The 17,435-nt window shown below is 61.6% G+C and carries 10 protein-coding genes; 6 read left to right on the forward strand and 4 right to left on the reverse strand.

The window, feature by feature from the left end:
• Positions 1 to 32: 32 nt before the first annotated feature.
• Both ACZ5RT_RS05910 and metG read right to left on the reverse strand, forming a co-directional pair.
• Complete coding sequence (locus tag ACZ5RT_RS05910; RefSeq protein WP_464453839.1) at positions 33 to 1,706, reverse strand: SulP family inorganic anion transporter; 1,674 nt, start codon at positions 1,704 to 1,706, stop codon at positions 33 to 35.
• Between the two features lie 35 nt (positions 1,707 to 1,741).
• Complete coding sequence (metG, locus tag ACZ5RT_RS05915) at positions 1,742 to 3,835, reverse strand: methionine--tRNA ligase (protein WP_464453840.1); 2,094 nt, start codon at positions 3,833 to 3,835, stop codon at positions 1,742 to 1,744.
• A gap of 142 nt (positions 3,836 to 3,977) precedes the next feature.
• On the opposite strand from metG, the gene ACZ5RT_RS05920 reads away from it, so the two are divergent.
• The 5 genes from ACZ5RT_RS05920 to ACZ5RT_RS05940 all read left to right on the forward strand — a co-directional run bounded on the left by ACZ5RT_RS05920 (position 3,978) and on the right by ACZ5RT_RS05940 (position 12,988).
• Positions 3,978 to 5,879 carry a site-specific DNA-methyltransferase gene (locus ACZ5RT_RS05920; RefSeq protein WP_464453841.1) on the forward strand — a complete coding sequence of 634 codons (1,902 nt, stop codon included), beginning with the start codon at positions 3,978 to 3,980 and terminating at the stop codon, positions 5,877 to 5,879.
• A gap of 1 nt (position 5,880) precedes the next feature.
• Complete coding sequence (locus ACZ5RT_RS05925) at positions 5,881 to 6,279, forward strand: HI0074 family nucleotidyltransferase substrate-binding subunit (protein ID WP_464453842.1); 399 nt, start codon at positions 5,881 to 5,883, stop codon at positions 6,277 to 6,279.
• Positions 6,276 to 9,344: a DEAD/DEAH box helicase family protein gene (locus ACZ5RT_RS05930; protein WP_464453843.1), complete on the forward strand. Its 3,069-nt coding sequence runs from the start codon at positions 6,276 to 6,278 to the stop codon at positions 9,342 to 9,344. Before ACZ5RT_RS05925 ends, ACZ5RT_RS05930 begins: the two co-directional genes overlap by 4 nt.
• 42 nt (positions 9,345 to 9,386) lie before the next feature.
• Positions 9,387 to 10,475 (forward strand): iron-sulfur cluster carrier protein ApbC, encoded by a 1,089-nt coding sequence (apbC, locus tag ACZ5RT_RS05935; RefSeq protein WP_291923748.1) that lies wholly within the window; start codon positions 9,387 to 9,389, stop codon positions 10,473 to 10,475.
• Between the two features lie 116 nt (positions 10,476 to 10,591).
• Positions 10,592 to 12,988 (forward strand): response regulator, encoded by a 2,397-nt coding sequence (locus ACZ5RT_RS05940; RefSeq protein ID WP_464453844.1) that lies wholly within the window; start codon positions 10,592 to 10,594, stop codon positions 12,986 to 12,988.
• A gap of 48 nt (positions 12,989 to 13,036) precedes the next feature.
• Here ACZ5RT_RS05940 and ACZ5RT_RS05945 read toward each other — a convergent pair whose 3' ends face one another.
• Positions 13,037 to 14,602 (reverse strand): benzoate-CoA ligase family protein, encoded by a 1,566-nt coding sequence (locus tag ACZ5RT_RS05945; protein ID WP_464453845.1) that lies wholly within the window; start codon positions 14,600 to 14,602, stop codon positions 13,037 to 13,039.
• Positions 14,603 to 14,696: 94 nt separating this feature from the next.
• On the reverse strand, positions 14,697 to 16,265 hold the full coding sequence (locus tag ACZ5RT_RS05950; RefSeq protein ID WP_464453846.1) for a 3,4-dehydroadipyl-CoA semialdehyde dehydrogenase: 1,569 nt from the start codon (positions 16,263 to 16,265) through the stop codon (positions 14,697 to 14,699).
• Positions 16,266 to 16,474: 209 nt separating this feature from the next.
• On the opposite strand from ACZ5RT_RS05950, the gene ACZ5RT_RS05955 reads away from it, so the two are divergent.
• Positions 16,475 to 17,389, forward strand: coding sequence for a helix-turn-helix transcriptional regulator (locus ACZ5RT_RS05955; RefSeq protein WP_291923740.1), 915 nt, complete (start codon positions 16,475 to 16,477; stop codon positions 17,387 to 17,389).
• Positions 17,390 to 17,435: the final 46 nt, after the last annotated feature.

A 17,435-nucleotide genomic window follows, 5' to 3' on the forward strand; every position in this document is an offset into this window, starting at 1 on the left:
TCAGGCGAGAAAAGGGTGGATTGCGGTGGATTTTACTGGTCTCGCCGTGCGGACACGCTGACAGCCCGCTGGATGCCTGCAGGCAGGTCCGGCGCCAAACGGCCTTCCAGGTGTTCCAGCAAGCCACTGCGCCGGGCAATGTCCAGCGGTTGGTGCAACAAACCGCAAACGATCAGCTGCACTTCTTTTTTGCGGCAGGTGTCGATCAGGTTCATCAAGGCGTCTGCACCCGACGAGTCGATGTAAATCACATTCTTGAGGTCCACCACCAGGACCGGGGTGCTGATTTTGTCTTCGATGTCTTCGACCAGCTTCACGGCACCGAAAAACAAGGCGCCATAGAGCCGCCAAGCCTGGATGGCGTGGTCGTGCCCGGCCAGGCCGGGGTGGTCCAGGCGGCTGACGGCCTCGCAGCGGCTCAGGCTGGAGATGCGGTAAATGAAAGTCAGGCAGGCTGCGACCAAGCCCACCTCGACAGCCACCGTCAGGTCAAACACCACAGTGAGGAAAAACACCGCCAGCAAGGTGACGCGGTAGGGCATGCGGTACTGGCGCAGGTGCAAAAATTCGCGCCACTCGCCCATGTTCCAGGCCACAAACATCAAGATGGCCGCCAGCGCCGCCAAAGGCACGTGCCCTGCCAGGGGCGCGGCCACCAGCACCACGGCAAGCAAGGTCAGCGCGTGCACCATGCCCGAAATCGGCGTGGTGCCGCCGCTTTTGATGTTGGTCACAGTGCGGGCAATGGTGCCGGTCGCGGGCATGCCGCCAAAGAAGGGCGTCACAAAGTTGGCCACGCCCTGCGCCATCAGCTCCTGGTTGGGGTTGTGGCGGTCACCGATCATGCCGTCGGCGATGCGGGCGCACAGCAGCGATTCAATCGCACCCAGCAGCGCCAGGGTCAGCGTGGGCATGAGCAAAAAGCGGGCGCTGTCCCAGCTGAATGCGGGCCACTGGAAGCCCGGCATGGCGGCCGGAATGCCCCCAAACTTGCTGCCAATGGTGTCTACCGGCAGGTTCAGCAGCCAGGTGACCAGGGTGGCGAAGACGAGCGCGATGATGGAGCCGGGGATCATGCTGAGTGCCCGGTAGGGTGTCTCGGCCAAACGGCGGCTCATGCGCAACCAGCCGACCACCAGGGACAAGGAGGCCAAAGCGAGCAGCAGTGCGGCCAGATTGGCGCTGTGCAGGTGGTGTCCGAGGGCGTTCAGGATGCCAAAAAAATCAGCGGGCATGCTCACGATTTTGAGACCCAGCAAATCCTTGATTTGCGACAGCATGATCAGCACCGCGATGCCGTTGGTGAAACCGATCACCACCGCCACCGGGATGAAGCGGATCAAGGAGCCGAGCCGGAACAGCCCCATCAGGAACAGCAGCACCCCCGACATGGCGGTGGCCAGGATCAAATTCGCCAGGCCATAGCGCTCGACGATGCCGTAAACGATGACGATGAAGGCCCCGGCTGGTCCGCCGATTTGCACGCGGCTGCCGCCCAGGGCAGAGATCAAAAAGCCCGCGATGATGGCGGTGAACAGGCCAGCCTCGGGTTTGAGTCCGGAGGCGATGGCAAAGGCCATGGCCAGCGGTAAAGCCACCACCCCGACCGTGAGGCCCGCGCCGATGTCCTGTCCCAGCCGCTGACGGTTGTAGCCCTGCAAGCAGTCCAGCAGCTTGGGGCGAAACAAGTGGGAATTGAACGTCATCCGAGCGGACCTTGCCGGGGGCTGTGACCTGCGTCTCAGTGGATCCGCATGCCGGGTTGGGCACCCGGCCAGGGCTGCAGCACATAAATGCCGGCATCGGTTTTGTCGTCGGCGTGGCTGGCGGCCAGCACCATGCCCTCACTCACACCAAACTTCATCTTGCGCGGGGCCAGGTTGGCCACCATCACCGTCAACTTGCCGATCAGGTCTTCGGGCTTGTACATGCTGGCAATGCCGGAAAAGACATTGCGCATGCGGCCTTCGCCCACGTCCAGCGTCAGGCGCAGCAACTTGACCGAGCCTTCCACGGGTTCGCAGTTGACGATCTGGGCGATGCGCAGGTCCACTTTGGCAAAGTCGTCGATGCCGATCGTCGGTGCGATTTCTTCACCGCCGGGGATGACTTTCTCTTCGACCACGGCGAGCGGCTCGAACAGGGCGTCGAGTTGCTCAGGGGTGACGCGCTGCATCAGGTGCTGGTAGGCGTTGATGCGGTGGCCTGCACCCAGCAGGCTTTGCGCCTGGGCAAAGCTGAAGGGCGCAACATTCAGGAAGGCCTCGACCTGCGCGGCCAGTGCGGGCAGCACGGGCTTGAGTTGCAGTGTGAGCAGGCGGAAGGCTTCGATGCAGGCGGTGCAGGCGTCGTGCAGGCGCGCTTCCTGGCCTTCTTGTTTGGCCAATTCCCAGGGTTTGTTCTGGTCCACGTAGGCGTTGACCTTGTCGGCCAGCAGCATGACCTCGCGCAGGGCCTTGGCGTATTCGCGCTCTTCGTACAAGGCGGCGATGCCGGGCGTGGCGCTTTGCAGCGCGGCCAGCAGGGCCTGGCCGTCGGCGCTCACCGTGCCGAGTTGGCCGTCAAAGCGCTTGGCGATGAAGCCGGCCGAGCGCGAAGCGATGTTGACGAACTTGCCGATCAAATCGCTGTTCACGCGCGCCATGAAGTCTTCGGCATTGAAGTCGATGTCCTCGTTGCGGGCCGAGAGTTTGGCCGCCAGGTAGTAGCGCAGCCACTCGGGGTTCATGCCCAGGCTCAGGTACTTGAGCGGGTCCAGACCCGTGCCCCGGCTCTTGCTCATCTTCTCGCCGTTGTTCACCGTGAGGAAGCCGTGCACGAACACGCTGTTGGGCGTTTTGCGGCCCGAGAAATGCAGCATGGCCGGCCAGAACAGCGTGTGGAAGGTGACGATGTCTTTGCCGATGAAGTGGTATTGCTCCAGATTCGGGTTGGCCATGTAGGCGTTGTAGTCCTCCCCGCGCTTGTCGAGCAGGTTTTTCAGCGACGCCAGATAGCCCACAGGCGCGTCCAGCCAGACGTAAAAGTACTTGCCCGGCGCGTCGGGGACTTCGATGCCGAAGTAAGGCGCGTCGCGCGAGATGTCCCAGTCGCCCAGGCCTTCGCTGGTGCTGCCGTCGGGGTTGGTGCGCACGCTGAACCACTCTTTGACTTTGTTGGCCACCTCGGGCTGCAGCTTGCCGTCTTGGGTCCACTGGCTCAAGAACTCGACGCAGCGGGGGTCGGACAGCTTGAAGAAAAAGTGTTCCGAGGTTTTGAGCTCGGGCTTGGCACCCGACAGGGCAGAAAACGGGTTGATCAGGTCGGTTGGGGCGTAGACCGCGCCGCAGCTCTCGCAGTTGTCGCCGTACTGGTCTTTGGCGTGGCACTTGGGGCACTCGCCTTTGATGAAGCGGTCGGGCAGGAACATGTTCTTCTCGGGGTCGAAGAACTGCTCTACGGCGCGCACTTCGATCAGCGAGCCACCGTCGGCCGCCGAAATGTCGCGCAGGTCGCGGTAAATCTGGCGGGCCAGCTCGTGGTTTTCAGGGGCGTCGGTGCTGTGCCAGTTGTCGAACTGGATGTGAAAACCGTCCAGATAGGGCTTGCGGCCCGCGGCGATGTCGGCCACGAACTGCTGGGGCGTTTTGCCCGCTTTTTCGGCAGCGATCATGATGGGCGCGCCGTGGGTGTCGTCTGCGCCCACAAAGTTGACCTGGCTGCCCTGCATGCGTTGGAACCGCACCCAAATGTCGGCCTGGATGTATTCCATGATGTGGCCGATGTGGAAATTGCCGTTGGCATACGGCAAGGCGGTGGTGACGAAGAGTTGGCGGGGCGCGTTGGGGGCAGACATGGGTGTAAACCTTCAAGACAAGGGGGCGATTTTATAGGGATGGCCCCAAGGAGCTGAAGCATGGGCAGGTGGCAGGCTCTGCGACAATGCCCGCCATGGGCGAATTGAGCCCGGTTAACCTCCAAAACTCAGAAATCCCGCCATGCCCGAAATCGTCTTCAAAGGCAAAGAATATGTGTACAACCACCACCTGACGGTGCCTTATCGGCCGCTGGTGGTGGACAAGGCCAAAGGGATCGGGCCGGGAGACTTGAACAGCAGTCTGGTCATTCATGGGGACAACCTGCATGCCCTCAAGGCTTTGCTGCCGCGCTACGCGGGCAAGGTGGATGTGGTGTTCATTGACCCGCCATACAACACCGGCAATGAAGGCTGGTGCTACAGCGATGGGGTGAACAGCCCGATCATGAAAGAGTGGCTGAGCACCAACCCGGTGGACGGCGAGGACATGCTGCGGCACGACAAGTGGCTGTGCATGATGTGGCCGCGCCTGGTGTTGCTGCGCGAGTTGATGGCTGACCAAGGTTCGATCTGGATCACGCTGGACGACAACGAGGTGCACCACGCCCGGGACATGCTGGACGAGATTTTTGGCGCTGAGAATTTTGTGGCGACTTGCATTTGGCAGAAGAACTTTTCGCCGAAAAATACGGCGCAGTTTTTCAGCGAAGACCATGACTATGTGCTGGTTTATGCCAAAGACAAAAAGGTTTGGCGGCCCAATTTGTTGGAGCGCACCCAAGAAATGGATGACAGGTTTGCAAACCCTGACAACGATAAGCGTGGCCCTTGGACTTCCGGTGATCTTTCAGCACGTAATTTTTACAGTGAGGGCACATATCCAATCACTTGCCCAAGCGGGCGAGTGATTGATGGTCCTCCGCCAGGTACTTTTTGGCGTGTCAAAGAGTCCAAATTCAAAGAAATGGATGCTGATGGACGGATTTGGTGGGGTGAAGATGGCGGGAATCAACCTCGTTTGAAGCGTTATCTTTCTGAAGTCAAACAAGGCCGCACGCCCCAAACCCTCTGGTTTTACGACGAAGTCGGTCACACGCAAGACGCCAAGAAAACCCTGATCGAAATGGGCATGCTCAAGGACGAAGAGTCCACCATCACCCCCAAACCGGTGGCTTTGTTGGAACGAATTTTGGAGCTGGCCAGCCATCCCGATTCCATCGTGCTCGACAGTTTTGCCGGCAGTGCCACCACGGCCCACGCCGTGCTCAAGGCCAACGCCAAAGACAACGGCCGCCGTCAATTCATCTTGGTCGAGGGCGAGGACTATGCCGACCGCTTGACCGCCGAGCGGGTGCGCCGCGCCATCCAAGGTTATGCCTGGGTGGGCACGCAGCGCGAGACGCTGCTGGAAGAAAAGATCAATTTCACCCAGTTCAAAAAAGCCGCCGACTGGCTGGCCAAGGTCGAGGCGATCAAGCAGCGCGAAGGTTTTGTGGAGGAATCGACACAACTCACACTGCTGCGACCTGGGGCCGAAATTCAAGTGGGCATCCCCAAACAAGACGCGACATTGAAAAATACAGGTCAAAAGCGTTTTGACAAGATCAACGTCGAGCTGAAAGACGGCGTGCTGCGGGTGGAGGGGGAAAAGAAAGTCTCCGAACGCGCCGAAGGGCTGGGCGGCGAGTTCACCTATTGCACGCTGGGCGAGCCGCTCAACATCGAGAAGATGCTGTCAGGCGAAATCTTGCCCACTTTCGAGGCTCTTGGGGCCTGGTTGTTTCATACCGCCACTGGCGGCACGCTGCCACCCACCCCCAAAAAAGCCCCGCGTTTTTATCTGGGCGAGGCGGCCGATGCGCATGTCTGGCTGGTGTACGAGCCGAGTCTGGCCTTCCTCAAGTCGACCGAGGCGGCGCTCAACCTGAGTCGTGCGCAGGCCTTTGCCCAGTGGGGCTTGGACAAGGGCGATGGCAAAAAGCACCTGGTGTTTGCACCGGCCAAGTATTTGAGCAACAAGCAATTGGCCGAGCACCGCATGGACTTTGCGGCGCTGCCGTTTGCTTTGTTAAGGGGGTGGTGAAATGGCTTTTTCTCACAGTACGAAGTTGCAGTTAGAGAAGTTTGCGCAAGCCCTTGCAACGCTGAAAGAGACAGCGCAAGACAGTGAAGACCGCAAGACGCGCGATTCGCTGTTGCTGCGCTTTGTCTACACGTTTGAAATGGCTTGGCAAGCCATGCGGGCCGTGCTGCAGGACAAGGGGGATGTGGAAACCCCAAGGGTGGCGTTTGCCGCGTTGGAGACGGCATTCAAGATGCGTTACATCACCGATGAGTCCTTGTGGGATCGCTTGCGCAAAGGTCGCAATGGGGTGAGCCATGCCTACGATGAAGACATGGCCATCAGTCTGGCCGCCATGGTGCGCCTGGATGCCATCCCGGAGTTTGAGCGCGTGCTGGCGCACCTGCAGGCGCAAGCATGATGGACGAGGTTTCCAACACGGTGATCGACTTTGGCTTGGCGCCAGAGCTCACGCGACAGCTGCATGCCGTGTTTGATCGCTTTGCAGGGCTGGAGCGCGTGTGGGTGTATGGGTCCCGCGCCCGGGGCGACCATCGCCCGGCGTCAGACGTTGATCTGATGGCGGATGCGCCCGATTGGAGCGCACAGGACTTCACGGCGCTTTGGGCGGCAGTGGACGATTTGCGTTCGCTCAGGGGCATTGATTTGAGCCATTGGCAATCGACTTTGAGCGATGGCTTCAGGCAGCAGGTGGAAAAAGATCGGCAGGTGTTTTGGCAGCCGCGCCAAGCGGCGGTGAGCTTGCCCCGTGCACTGGGGTTTGACGATCTGAAAGACTTTCAGGCCAAGTCGCTGCTCAAGTTGGATGCCTATTTGGCCGAGCTGCGCACGGCCCGCGCCGATTCCGAGCAGGCTTTGGCGGCCATGGCGCAGGTCAAGGCCATGGAGAAGATGAGCGATGCCAAGCAGTCCCTGGCTGATTTCCCCAAGTCGGCTTGGCAGGCCTTGCACGATGCGCGTGCTTTGCCAGAGGCCTATGCCGAGCGCCCGCATTCCAGCCGCTTTGACGGGGCTGGCCGGGCGATTCCGAATGTGTGCCTGAAGGTGCCCACGGGCGGCGGCAAGACGCTGCTGGCTGCGGCCAGCGTGGGCAAGGTGTTTGAAGGGTATTTGCGCAGGTCTACCGGCCTGGTGCTGTGGGTGGTACCCAACGAGGCGATTTACCGCCAGACCCTCAAGACACTGTCCAACCGCGACCACCCTTACCGGCAAATGCTCAACGTGGCCGGGGCAGGGCGCGTGAAGATTTTGGAAAAAGACTCGCCGCTGTCGCGCCTGGATGTGGAAAGCCATTTGTGCGTGATGGTGCTGATGCTGGCTTCAGCGGCGCGGCAGTCCAAGGAGACGCTGCGCTTTTTCCGGGACCGGGGCAATGTGCAGGGTTTTTTGCCGTTCGAGGACGACATTGAGGCCCATTGGGCTTTGCTGGCCGATGTGCCGAATCTGGATGTGTATGGCAGTGTTTGGGCTGACGGATCGAGCAACGATTCGGGAGGTATTCATGCACGCCAAAAGGGCAGTATTGTCAAAAGCTCGCTGGGCAATGTGATGCGGCTTGTGCGCCCGATGGTGGTGATTGACGAAGGGCACCACGGCTACACCGACAACGCTTTGCGCACCATTGACGGGTTCAACCCGTCCTTCATGCTGGAGTTGTCGGCCACGCCGCGTGTGGCCGAGGTGGGCGCGTCAGGCAGTAAAGCGACGGGCGCGGTGTCGGGTTCCAACATTTTGGTGGACGTGCGCGGCACCGATCTGGATGCCGCCGAGATGATCAAGCTGCCCATTCATGTGGACGTGCGCGCTTGGGCCGACTGGCAAAGCTGCTTATCTGCCAGCGTGGACCAACTCAATGCGCTGGCCCGACAGGCCGAGGTGCTGCAGGGCGAGACGGCGCGCTACATTCGGCCGATTTTGCTGGTGCAGGTGGAGCGCACGGGCAAAGACCAGATCGATTCGGGCTTCATCCACGCTCAGCATGTGCGCGAGTTTTTGGCGCAGATGGGCTTTGCCGAGACGCAAATCCGCGAAAAAACCAGCGACAAGGACGAATTGGGCGACGAGGATTTGCTCTCGCCCACCTCGCAGGTGCGGGTGATCATCACCAAGCAGGCCTTGCAAGAGGGCTGGGATTGCCCCTTTGCCTATGTGCTGTGTTCGCTGGCGGCCAGCAAGGGCAAGCGGGCGCTCACGCAATTGGTGGGGCGGATTTTGCGGCTGCCCCATGTGGCCAAAACCGGCCATGAGTCGCTGGACGCTTGTTATGTGTTTTGCCATGACATCCAGACGGGCGAGGTGGTCAAGGCCATCAAGCAGTCGCTGGAGACCGAGGGCATGGGGGACTTGGCCATGGCGGTGCGCGGCGATGGTGGCTCGGGGCCGGATGCCCCGCAGGTGCGCCAATTGACGCGGCGCGAGGGACTGGCGCATTTGCGTTTGTTTTTGCCCACCGTGACCTGGGCTGAGCCTGGCCAGCCCCGGCGCAAGCTGGTGTACGAGAGCGATGTGCTGGCCCGCTTGCCTTGGCAAGACCTGAACCCCGAGACTTTGGCGGTGGGCTGGAAACCTAGTCAGTCACTCCACACGTCAGACCGCATGTCGGGCAGCGAGGCCCGCTTGATGGTGGATTTGACGGTGCTGCAAGACGTGCAGGCTCCGCTGCGCCGTGCGCGCAATGAGTCCACCGAGCCCCTGACCCTGGACCGTGGGCAGTTGGTGCGGGCTTTGGTCGACATCGCTCCCAACCCTTGGCTGGTCTGGGGCTGGGTGGATGTGGTGGCCCAGCGCTGCTTGCAGAAGTGGGCTGAATCTGTGGTGGCGGCGTCGGCGGCCACCTTGATCGAGCAGTTGCGGGTAGACCTGGAAGCCTGGCGTGACGAGATGGCACAGCAGGTGTTTGAGGCTTTGACCAAGGAGGGGCGCATCGAGTTTCGCCTTCGTGCGGATGCCACCGATTACGAATTGCCCAGCCACGACGAATGGCTGCAAACCGGCAAGGCCCACAAACTCACCCGCAGTGATGGTTTGACCGATGTACAAAAGAGTCTGTTGGTGCCCGCTTTGCAAACGCCTGATATGAATGAATTTGAGGCCGCTTTTGCGGGTTATTTGGACGAGCAAGCTGCTTTGCGCTGGTGGCACCGCAATGTGGCCAAAACCCAATACGGCTTGCAAGGCTGGCGCAGGCACAAGGTGTACCCGGACTTTGTATTTGGCTTTTTGAGCGAGGGCAATGAGGCCCGCCTGGTACTCATGGAAACCAAGGGCCTGCACCTAGATAACGAGGACACCGATTACAAACAAGCGCTGTTGGCCCGTCTGACAGAGGCTTTTTGCGATGAACGCTTTGCGCAGGCGGGTGACTTGGCGCTGGAACAAGACGGTCGCACGCAATTGGAATGCGGCCTGGTCTTTGACCGCGCATGGCGTGCGGACATCGATCGACGCTTTTTTGGACAAAACTGAAGCCCGTTAGACTTCGAACCAAATTTTTTAACAAAGAAACCCATGGCGACCACCGAACAACTCCTCCAGGCCCTGCAAGCCGTCATTGACCCCAACACGGGCAAAGATTTCGTTTCCACCAAAGTCCTGAAAAACCTGCAAGTCGAAGGCGGTGATGTGTCCTTTGATGTGGAGCTGGGCTACCCGGCCAAGAGCCAGATTCCGGCCCTGCGCCAAGCCTTGATTGCCGCCGCCAAAGGCGTGGTGGGCGTGGCCAACGTCTCGGCCAACGTGACCAGCAAGATCACGGCGCACGCTGCTCAGCGCGGTGTGGCCCTGCTGCCGCAGGTGAAAAACATCGTGGCCGTGGCCTCGGGCAAGGGCGGCGTGGGCAAAAGCACCACTGCCGTGAATCTGGCGCTGGCCCTTGCCGCCGAAGGCGCCAAAGTGGGCCTGCTCGACGCCGACATCTACGGACCCAGCCAGCCCATGATGATGGGCATCGAAGGCCGTCCCGAGAGCGAAGACGGCCAGACCATGGAGCCGCTGGAAAACTACGGCGTGCAGGTCATGTCGATCGGTTTTCTGGTCAATCCCGACGAAGCCATGATCTGGCGCGGCCCCATGGCCACCCAGGCGCTGGAGCAGCTGCTGCGCCAGACCAACTGGAAAGAGCTCGACTATTTGATCGTGGACATGCCGCCCGGCACGGGCGACATCCAGCTGACGCTGAGCCAGCGCGTGCCCATGACCGGCGCGGTGATCGTGACCACGCCGCAGGACATTGCCCTCTTGGACGCCAAAAAAGGCGTGAAGATGTTCGAGAAAGTCGGCGTGCCGATTTTGGGCTTGGTAGAAAACATGGCGGTGCACGTGTGCACCAACTGTGGCCATGTGGAGCACATTTTTGGCGCAGATGGCGGCAAAAAAATGGCTGCCGAATACGGCATGGACTACCTGGGCGCACTGCCGCTGGACATGCAGATTCGCCTGCAAGCCGACAGCGGCAAGCCCACCGTGGTCTACGACCCCGATGGCGAAGTGGCCCAGATCTACAAGGCCGTGGCCCGCCAGGTGGCGGTCAAGATCGCGGCCAAAGCCAAGGACTTCTCGTCCAAGTTTCCGACCATCAAGGTCAGCAAGGACACTTGAGCGCAGACCGACAGGGGCACCTGTCGGTCTGGGTGAGCGCATGGATACCCGCGCCTTACTCTTGAATAAAACTTAGGTATTCGTTGCTATCATTCGCTTTGTCATCAGGATACAAAGTGAATGATCCCAAACGTTTGATCTACTGGATTCACCAGGCCCTGCTGCGCTGGCCCATGGAGTGGCTGGGCGGCGTGTTGATGGCCATGGGGCTTTGGGTGGTGGTCTACACCTACCAGTCGAGCGAGGCGATGGTGCAGCAGTACGCTGCCGAGAGCGCCCAGACCCATGCCGCTTCGGTCACGCAATTTCGCAATTTCTACACCCAGGAGCTGGTGCCCCGGGCTGTGAAGGGGGGCATGGTCGTCACCCACGATTACCAGTCGCGTGACAACGCCTTGCCGCTGCCCGCTACGCTCACGATCGATTTGGGGCATTACCTGTCCAAGGTCGATGGTGGCACCCAGGTGCGCCTGTACAGCGACCAGCCTTTTCCCTGGCGGGTGGCCGAGCGTTCGCTGGACGATTTCCAGAAACAGGCCCTGCAACACCTCAAGGAAAAACCCAACCAGCCCTTCGTGCGTGAAGAGATCATGAACGGCACCCGGGTGCTGCGTTTTGCGCAAGCCGACCGCATGCTGTCCAGTTGCGTGGCCTGCCACAACAGCTATCCAGGCTCGCCCCGAACCGATTGGCAGGTGGGGGATGTGCGCGGTGCTTTGGAAGTGGTGCTGCCTGTTTCGCAGTGGCAGCTGGCCAGCACCGGGGTGCTGAACCGCACCTTCGTGGTTTTGCTGGTGTTGTTGTTGCTGGGCTTTTTGTTGATCTGGTTTTCCGTCAAACGCATCCGCACGGCCTTGATGACCTCACGCCAGTTGTCCAACGAGCGGCAACTGGCGATCCGCCAGCTCAGCGAAGAGATTGCCGAGCGTGAGCAGGTGGAGCGCAATCTGCGCTTGAGCGAGAGCAAGCTGCACAGCATTTTCAAATCGGTGCCCGAGGCGATCGTGGTGGCCGATGCGCAGGGTCACATCGTTCAGTGCAACGATGCCACCGCCGCCATTTTTGACTACCCCATGCAGGCTTTGATGGGGCAGCGCGTGAACATGCTGATGGCCGATTCCGTGCAAGCGCGGCACGACCAGTACATGGCCCGGTACCTGAACACAGGCGAGAAAAAACTGATGAACCAGCCGCGTGTCCTGCAAGGCCGCAGGCGCGATGGCAGTCTGTTCCCGGTGCGCCTGACGATCAGTGAAACCCGACTCGACAACGGGCATTTCTTCATTGGGGTCATGCAGGACTTCACCGCCATCCAAAGTGCCCAGGACCTGCTGGTCGAGGCCAAGGAAAAAGCCGAACAAGCCAACCGCATGCGTGGGGAATTCCTGGCCAACATGAGCCATGAAATCCGCACGCCCATGAACGGCATTGTGGGCATGACCGAGCTGGCGCTGGACACCACCGACACCGAGCGGCAAAGGGAATACCTGGTACTGGCCCGCGACTCGGCCAACCACTTGCTGCAAATCATCAACGAGATCCTGGACTTTTCCAAAATTGAAGCCAAAGCCCTGGAGCTGGAGTTGCTGGAGGTCAGCCCCGTGCAGCTGGTGCGCCACACCGCCCGCTCCCTGGAGCAACTGGCCCGCGCCAAGGGTGTGGATTTGCGGCTGGAGACCGCCCCCGACATCCCCGAATTGCTGTGGATGGACCCGGTGCGCATGCGCCAGGTTCTGACCAACCTGATTGGCAACGCCATCAAATTCACCGACGAGGGCTCGGTCACCGTCAAGACCGAACTGGTGCCTGCGGTCGATGCCAAAACCGTTTTGCTGCGCATCAGCATCATCGACACGGGCATCGGTTTTGACCCCGAACGCACCGAGGCCTTGTTCAGCCCCTTCACCCAGGCCGATGGTTCGGTGACCCGTTCTTTTGGTGGCACGGGCCTGGGGCTGGCCATCACGCGCAGCCTGCTGCAGCTGATGGGCGGTTACATCACGGCCGAGGGGCGGCCCGGTGAAGGCGCGACTTTTGTGGCCACCTTGCCCGCCCGGAAGGTGGAGCAAGCCAGTGCGCAGGCGCTGGCACCCGCACCTGCCAAAGCACCGGTGCCGCCACCGATCGCCACTGAGGGTGTGCCGTGTTCGGTGCTTCTGGTGGAAGACCATGAGATCAACCGCAAGCTCGCCGAAATCATGCTGCAGCGCATGGGCTACCGCTACGCGGTGGCCGCAGACGGCCAGCAGGCGCTGGACCTGCTGGCACAAGAGCACTTCGATGTGGTTTTGATGGATGTGATGATGCCTGTGATGGACGGCTTGACCGCCTTGCGGGCCTTGCGTGCACGTGAGGCCGTGAGCGGCTTGCGCACCCCGGTGCTGATGGTCACGGCCCACGCCATGACCGGGGACAAGGAACGGTTCATCGCGGCGGGGGCCGACGGCTACGTGTCCAAGCCCATGTCGCAAGCGGCTTTGCAAAAAGAGATCTTGCGCGTGCTCAAGCCCTGAGCCAGACACCCGGCTGCCTGCTTCAGGGCTGGCCGGGTGCGCGCAGGTTCAAGCGCCCGTTTTTTCCAGCTCGCGCAGGCGAAAGCGCTGGATCTTGCCCGTGGCGGTCTTGGGCAACTCGGCCACAAAGTCAATGAAACGCGGGTATTTGTAAGGGGCCAGGCGCTCCTTCACAAAGGCTTTGACTTCGGCTTCGCTCAGGCTCTGGCCCGCCTTGAGCACGATGAAGGCCTTGGTCTTGGTCAGGCCGTCGGTGTCTTCCTTGCCGATCACGGCCGCTTCCAGAATGGCGGGGTGCTGCACCAGCGTGGCTTCGACCTCAAAGGGCGAGACGTAAATGCCGCTGACTTTGAGCATGTCGTCATTGCGGCCCGCATAGGTGTAGTAGCCGTCGGGGTCGCGGGTGTACTTGTCGCCGCTCTTGGTCCACACGCCCTGGAAGGTGTCGCGCGATTTTTCGCGGTTGTTCCAGTACATGAGGGCGCTGCTGGGGCCCTGGATGTACAGGTCGCCGATCTCGTTATGGCCCGTGACCACGCTGCCGTCTTCGTTGCGCAGCTGCACTTCGTAGCCGGGCACGGGCTTGCCGGTGGTGCCGTAGCGCACGTCGCCGGGGCGGTTGGACAGGAAGACGTGCAGCATTTCGGTCGAGCCGATGCCGTCGATGATTTCGCAGCCGAAGTGCTGCGTCCAGCGCTCGCCGATGTCGCGCGGCAGGGCTTCACCCGCCGACGAGCACAGGCGCAGCGCGACCTGGCTTTTGGCGGGCAGGTCCGGGCTGGCGAGCATGCCGCCGTAGCCGGTGGGCGCGCCATAAAACACGGTGGGCTGGTGGTCGACCAGGCGCTTGAAAGTGGCTTGCGGGGTGGGGCGCTCGGCCATCAGCACCACCGTGGCCCCCACGCTCAGCGGGAAGGTGAGCGCGTTGCCCAAGCCGTAGGCAAAGAACAGCTTGGCGGCCGAAAACACGGTGTCGCTTTCCTGCAGGTTCAGCACGCCTTGGCCATACAGCTGGGCGGTCCAGTACAGGTTGCCCTGGCTGTGCACCGTGCCCTTGGGTTTGCCGGTGGAGCCGGACGAGTAAAGCCAGAAAGCAGGTTCATCGGCCAGGGTCTGGGCCGGCAGCACCGGCTGGTTTTGGGCGACAAAGTCGGCCATGTCGAATTGACCCTGTGCCAAGGGGCCTGTGGGGCGCGAGACCACCACCTGGTGCACCTCGGTTTTGACCAGGCCCAAGGCGTTTTGCAAAGTGGGCAGCAGGGCGCCCGAAACCAGGGCGGCCTGCGCCCGGCTGTTGCTGAGCATGAAGGCATAGTCTTCGGCCGTGAGCAAGGTGTTCACCGCGACCGGCACCACGCCCGCATAGAGCGAGCCCAAAAAGGCCACGATCCAGTCGCTGCTGTCTTGCATGAGCAAGAGCACGCGCTCTTCGCGCTTGATCCCCATGGCCTGCAGGCCTGCGGCAAAGCGGCGGATCTGCTCGGTCAACTCGCCATAAGTCAATGAGCCGACGTCGTCAATCAGCGCGGTTTTGCCAGCACGACCGATGTTGGTGGCGATCAGGTGCTGAGCAAAGTTGAAGTCGGCGGATGGTGCATTCACGGTGCGTGTCATGTTTGTCTCCTCGGGATGTCTGTGATCTTGTCCAGTTTTGGGCTTCTGGCCATAGGGGTTTTGTAGGAGGCCGCCCCTGCGGCCTCCTGCAGGTTCATAGGGGCAGGGCAACGCCTTGTGCGGCCAGCTGGTCCAGGGCCAAGGCGCTGCCTTGCACGGCAGTACGGCGGTGGTAGAAGTTGAGCGCCCGCAAGCCGCCCAGCTCCTCGCCGCCGCCCGCACGGCCAGGGCCGCCGTGCAGACTCATGGGCATCACGTTACCGTGGCCGCTGTGCAGGGCCGCCACATCGGGCGAAATCGCGTGCACACGGCCGTGGCTGCTGGCCAGCTCGACCGAGGCTTGCGCGGTGAAGGCCGGGTCTTCGCTGTAGACCGAGCACACCAGCGAGCCTTCGCCGCGGCGGATCATGGCGTAGGCCTCGTCGATGCTGTCGTAAGGCATCAGGGTGGACACGGGGCCGAACACCTCGACCGCGTGCAGCACTTGCGCCGTCATGGGCGATTCGGTTCCCAGCAACACCGGGGCCACGCAGGCGCTCGATGCATCGGCATCGACCAGGGTGGTGCTGTTGCCGTCGTACAGCACGGTGGCTTCGGTCTTGAGTTGGGCCAGACCCGCCAGCACGCTGGCTTTCTGTTCCTGGCTGACCAGGGCGCCCATGCGCACCGTTTCATTGCGCGGGTTGCCCACGGTGGTTTTGGCCAGGCGCGCGCCAATGGCGTCTGCGGCCGCTTTGTACAAGGCGCGGGGCACGAAGATGCGGCGAATCGCCGTGCACTTCTGGCCCGATTTGACGGTCATCTCGCGGGCCACTTCAGCCACCAACAGCTTGAAGGCTTCGCTGTCGGCTGTGGCGGCGGGCGAGAGCAGGGCGGAATTCAGGCTGTCGGCCTCGATGTTGCAGCGCACCGACTGCTCGCTCACGGCGCGGTGGCTGCGGATGATCTTGCCGGTCTCGGCCGAGCCGGTGAAGCTGACCACGTCAAAGGCTTGCAGCTGGTCCATGAGGCCGGCCGAGGAGCCGCAGATGACCGACAGCGCGCCCACGGGCAGCACGCCCGCGTCGACCACGTCCTTGACCATGCGCTGGGTCAGCCAGGCGGTGGCCGTGGCGGGCTTGATGATGACGGGCACGCCCGAGAGCAGGGCTGGTGCGGCTTTTTCCCACAGGCCCCAGCTGGGAAAGTTGAAGGCATTGATGAACAGCGCCACACCCTGCGTGGGCACCTGGATGTGCTGGGTCTGGAAAGCCGGGTCCTTGGCCATGCGGATGCGCTGGCCGTCCAGCAGCAGCTTGGCATCGCCCAGGGCTGCGCCCTGCTTGGCGTAGTAGCCCAGAGTGAAGATGGCACCGTCGATGTCCACACCCGAGTCCTTGGCCACGGTGCCGCTGTTGGCAGTGGCGATCTCGTAGTACGCATCGCGGTTGGCCTGCAGCACTTCCACGATTTGGGTGAGCAATGCGGCGCGCTGGCCGTAGCTCAGGGCGCGCAGGGCCGCGCCGCCTTGCTCGCGTGCAAAGGCAAAGCCTTTGGCCAGGTCGATGCCGCTGCTGGACACGCGGGCCAGTTCGGTGCCCAGCACAGGATCAAACAGGGGCGTGCCTGCGCCCGTGCCGGTTTGCCAGCGGCCTGCGAAGAAGTTGGGAAGCAATGTGGTCATGGGTGTGGCTTTCAAAAATTCGTGGTCAGGCGGTGGATTCGCATGCGCCGACAGGGGCGTATCGGAAAAAAACTGTTCTTGCAGCCCGGTTGGCGGTATAAACAGCGGTTGATGCACTATTGTGCTTGCCCGTTAGTATGCATTAAAGTGCATGTTTTGGGTTTGTTGAAATTTAAGGGTTTTCCCTTGTCTGTGATCAAAGGTTGAGCATGACATCTCAAGAGTCCACCTTGATGGAGCCGTCCGAGCCCGAAACCCGGCGCAGTCCTTTTCTGGAAGCGCTGGGCGAGCGTGTGCGCACTTTGCGTTCGCGCAAAGGCATGACGCGCCGCGCCGTGGCGGTGGCGGCCGATGTGTCCGAGCGCCATTTGGCCAACCTCGAATACGGCACCGGCAATGTGTCGGTGCTGGTGCTCCTGCAGGTGGCGCAGGCCCTGCAATGCTCGCTGGCCGAGCTGCTGGGCGATGTGACCACCACTTCGCCCGAGTGGCTGCTGATCCGTGAATTGCTCTCCAAGCGCAGCGAGGCCGATTTGCGCCGTGCGCGTGTGCAGCTGAGTGACATGTTTGGCGAGGGCGGCAACGCGCAAGAGCGCAAGAACCGCATCGCCCTCATTGGCTTGCGCGGCGCGGGCAAGACCTCGCTGGGCCAGCGCCTGGCCGATGACCTGGGCTTTCCCTTCATTGAACTGAGCCGCGAGATCGAGCAGTTTGCCGGTTGCCAGATCAGCGAAATCCACAACCTGTATGGCGCCAACGCCTACCGCCGCTACGAACGCCGCGCCCTCGAAGAAGCCATCCAGATCTACCCCGAAGTGGTGATCGCCACGCCCGGTGGTTTGGTGTCCGACTCGGCCAATTTCAACCTGCTGTTGTCGCACTGCACGACCGTGTGGCTGCAGGCCGACGCGGCCGACCACATGGGGCGCGTGGCCGCACAAGGCGACATGCGCCCCATGGCGGCCAGTCGCGAGGCGATGGAAGACCTCAAGCGCATTCTGGAGGGGCGCTCGGCCTTCTATTCCAAAGCCGACCTGGCCATCAACACCAGTGGGCGCACCGAAGACCAGGCCTTCCAGGCTTTGCGTACTTCGGTTCGCCAGCATTTGAGCTTGGTGTCTTGAGGGGGTGCAGAAAACTTCATTTCCTAGGGTAAACACTGATGAAATG

It is taken from the genome of Limnohabitans sp. TEGF003 (assembly GCF_055395455.1).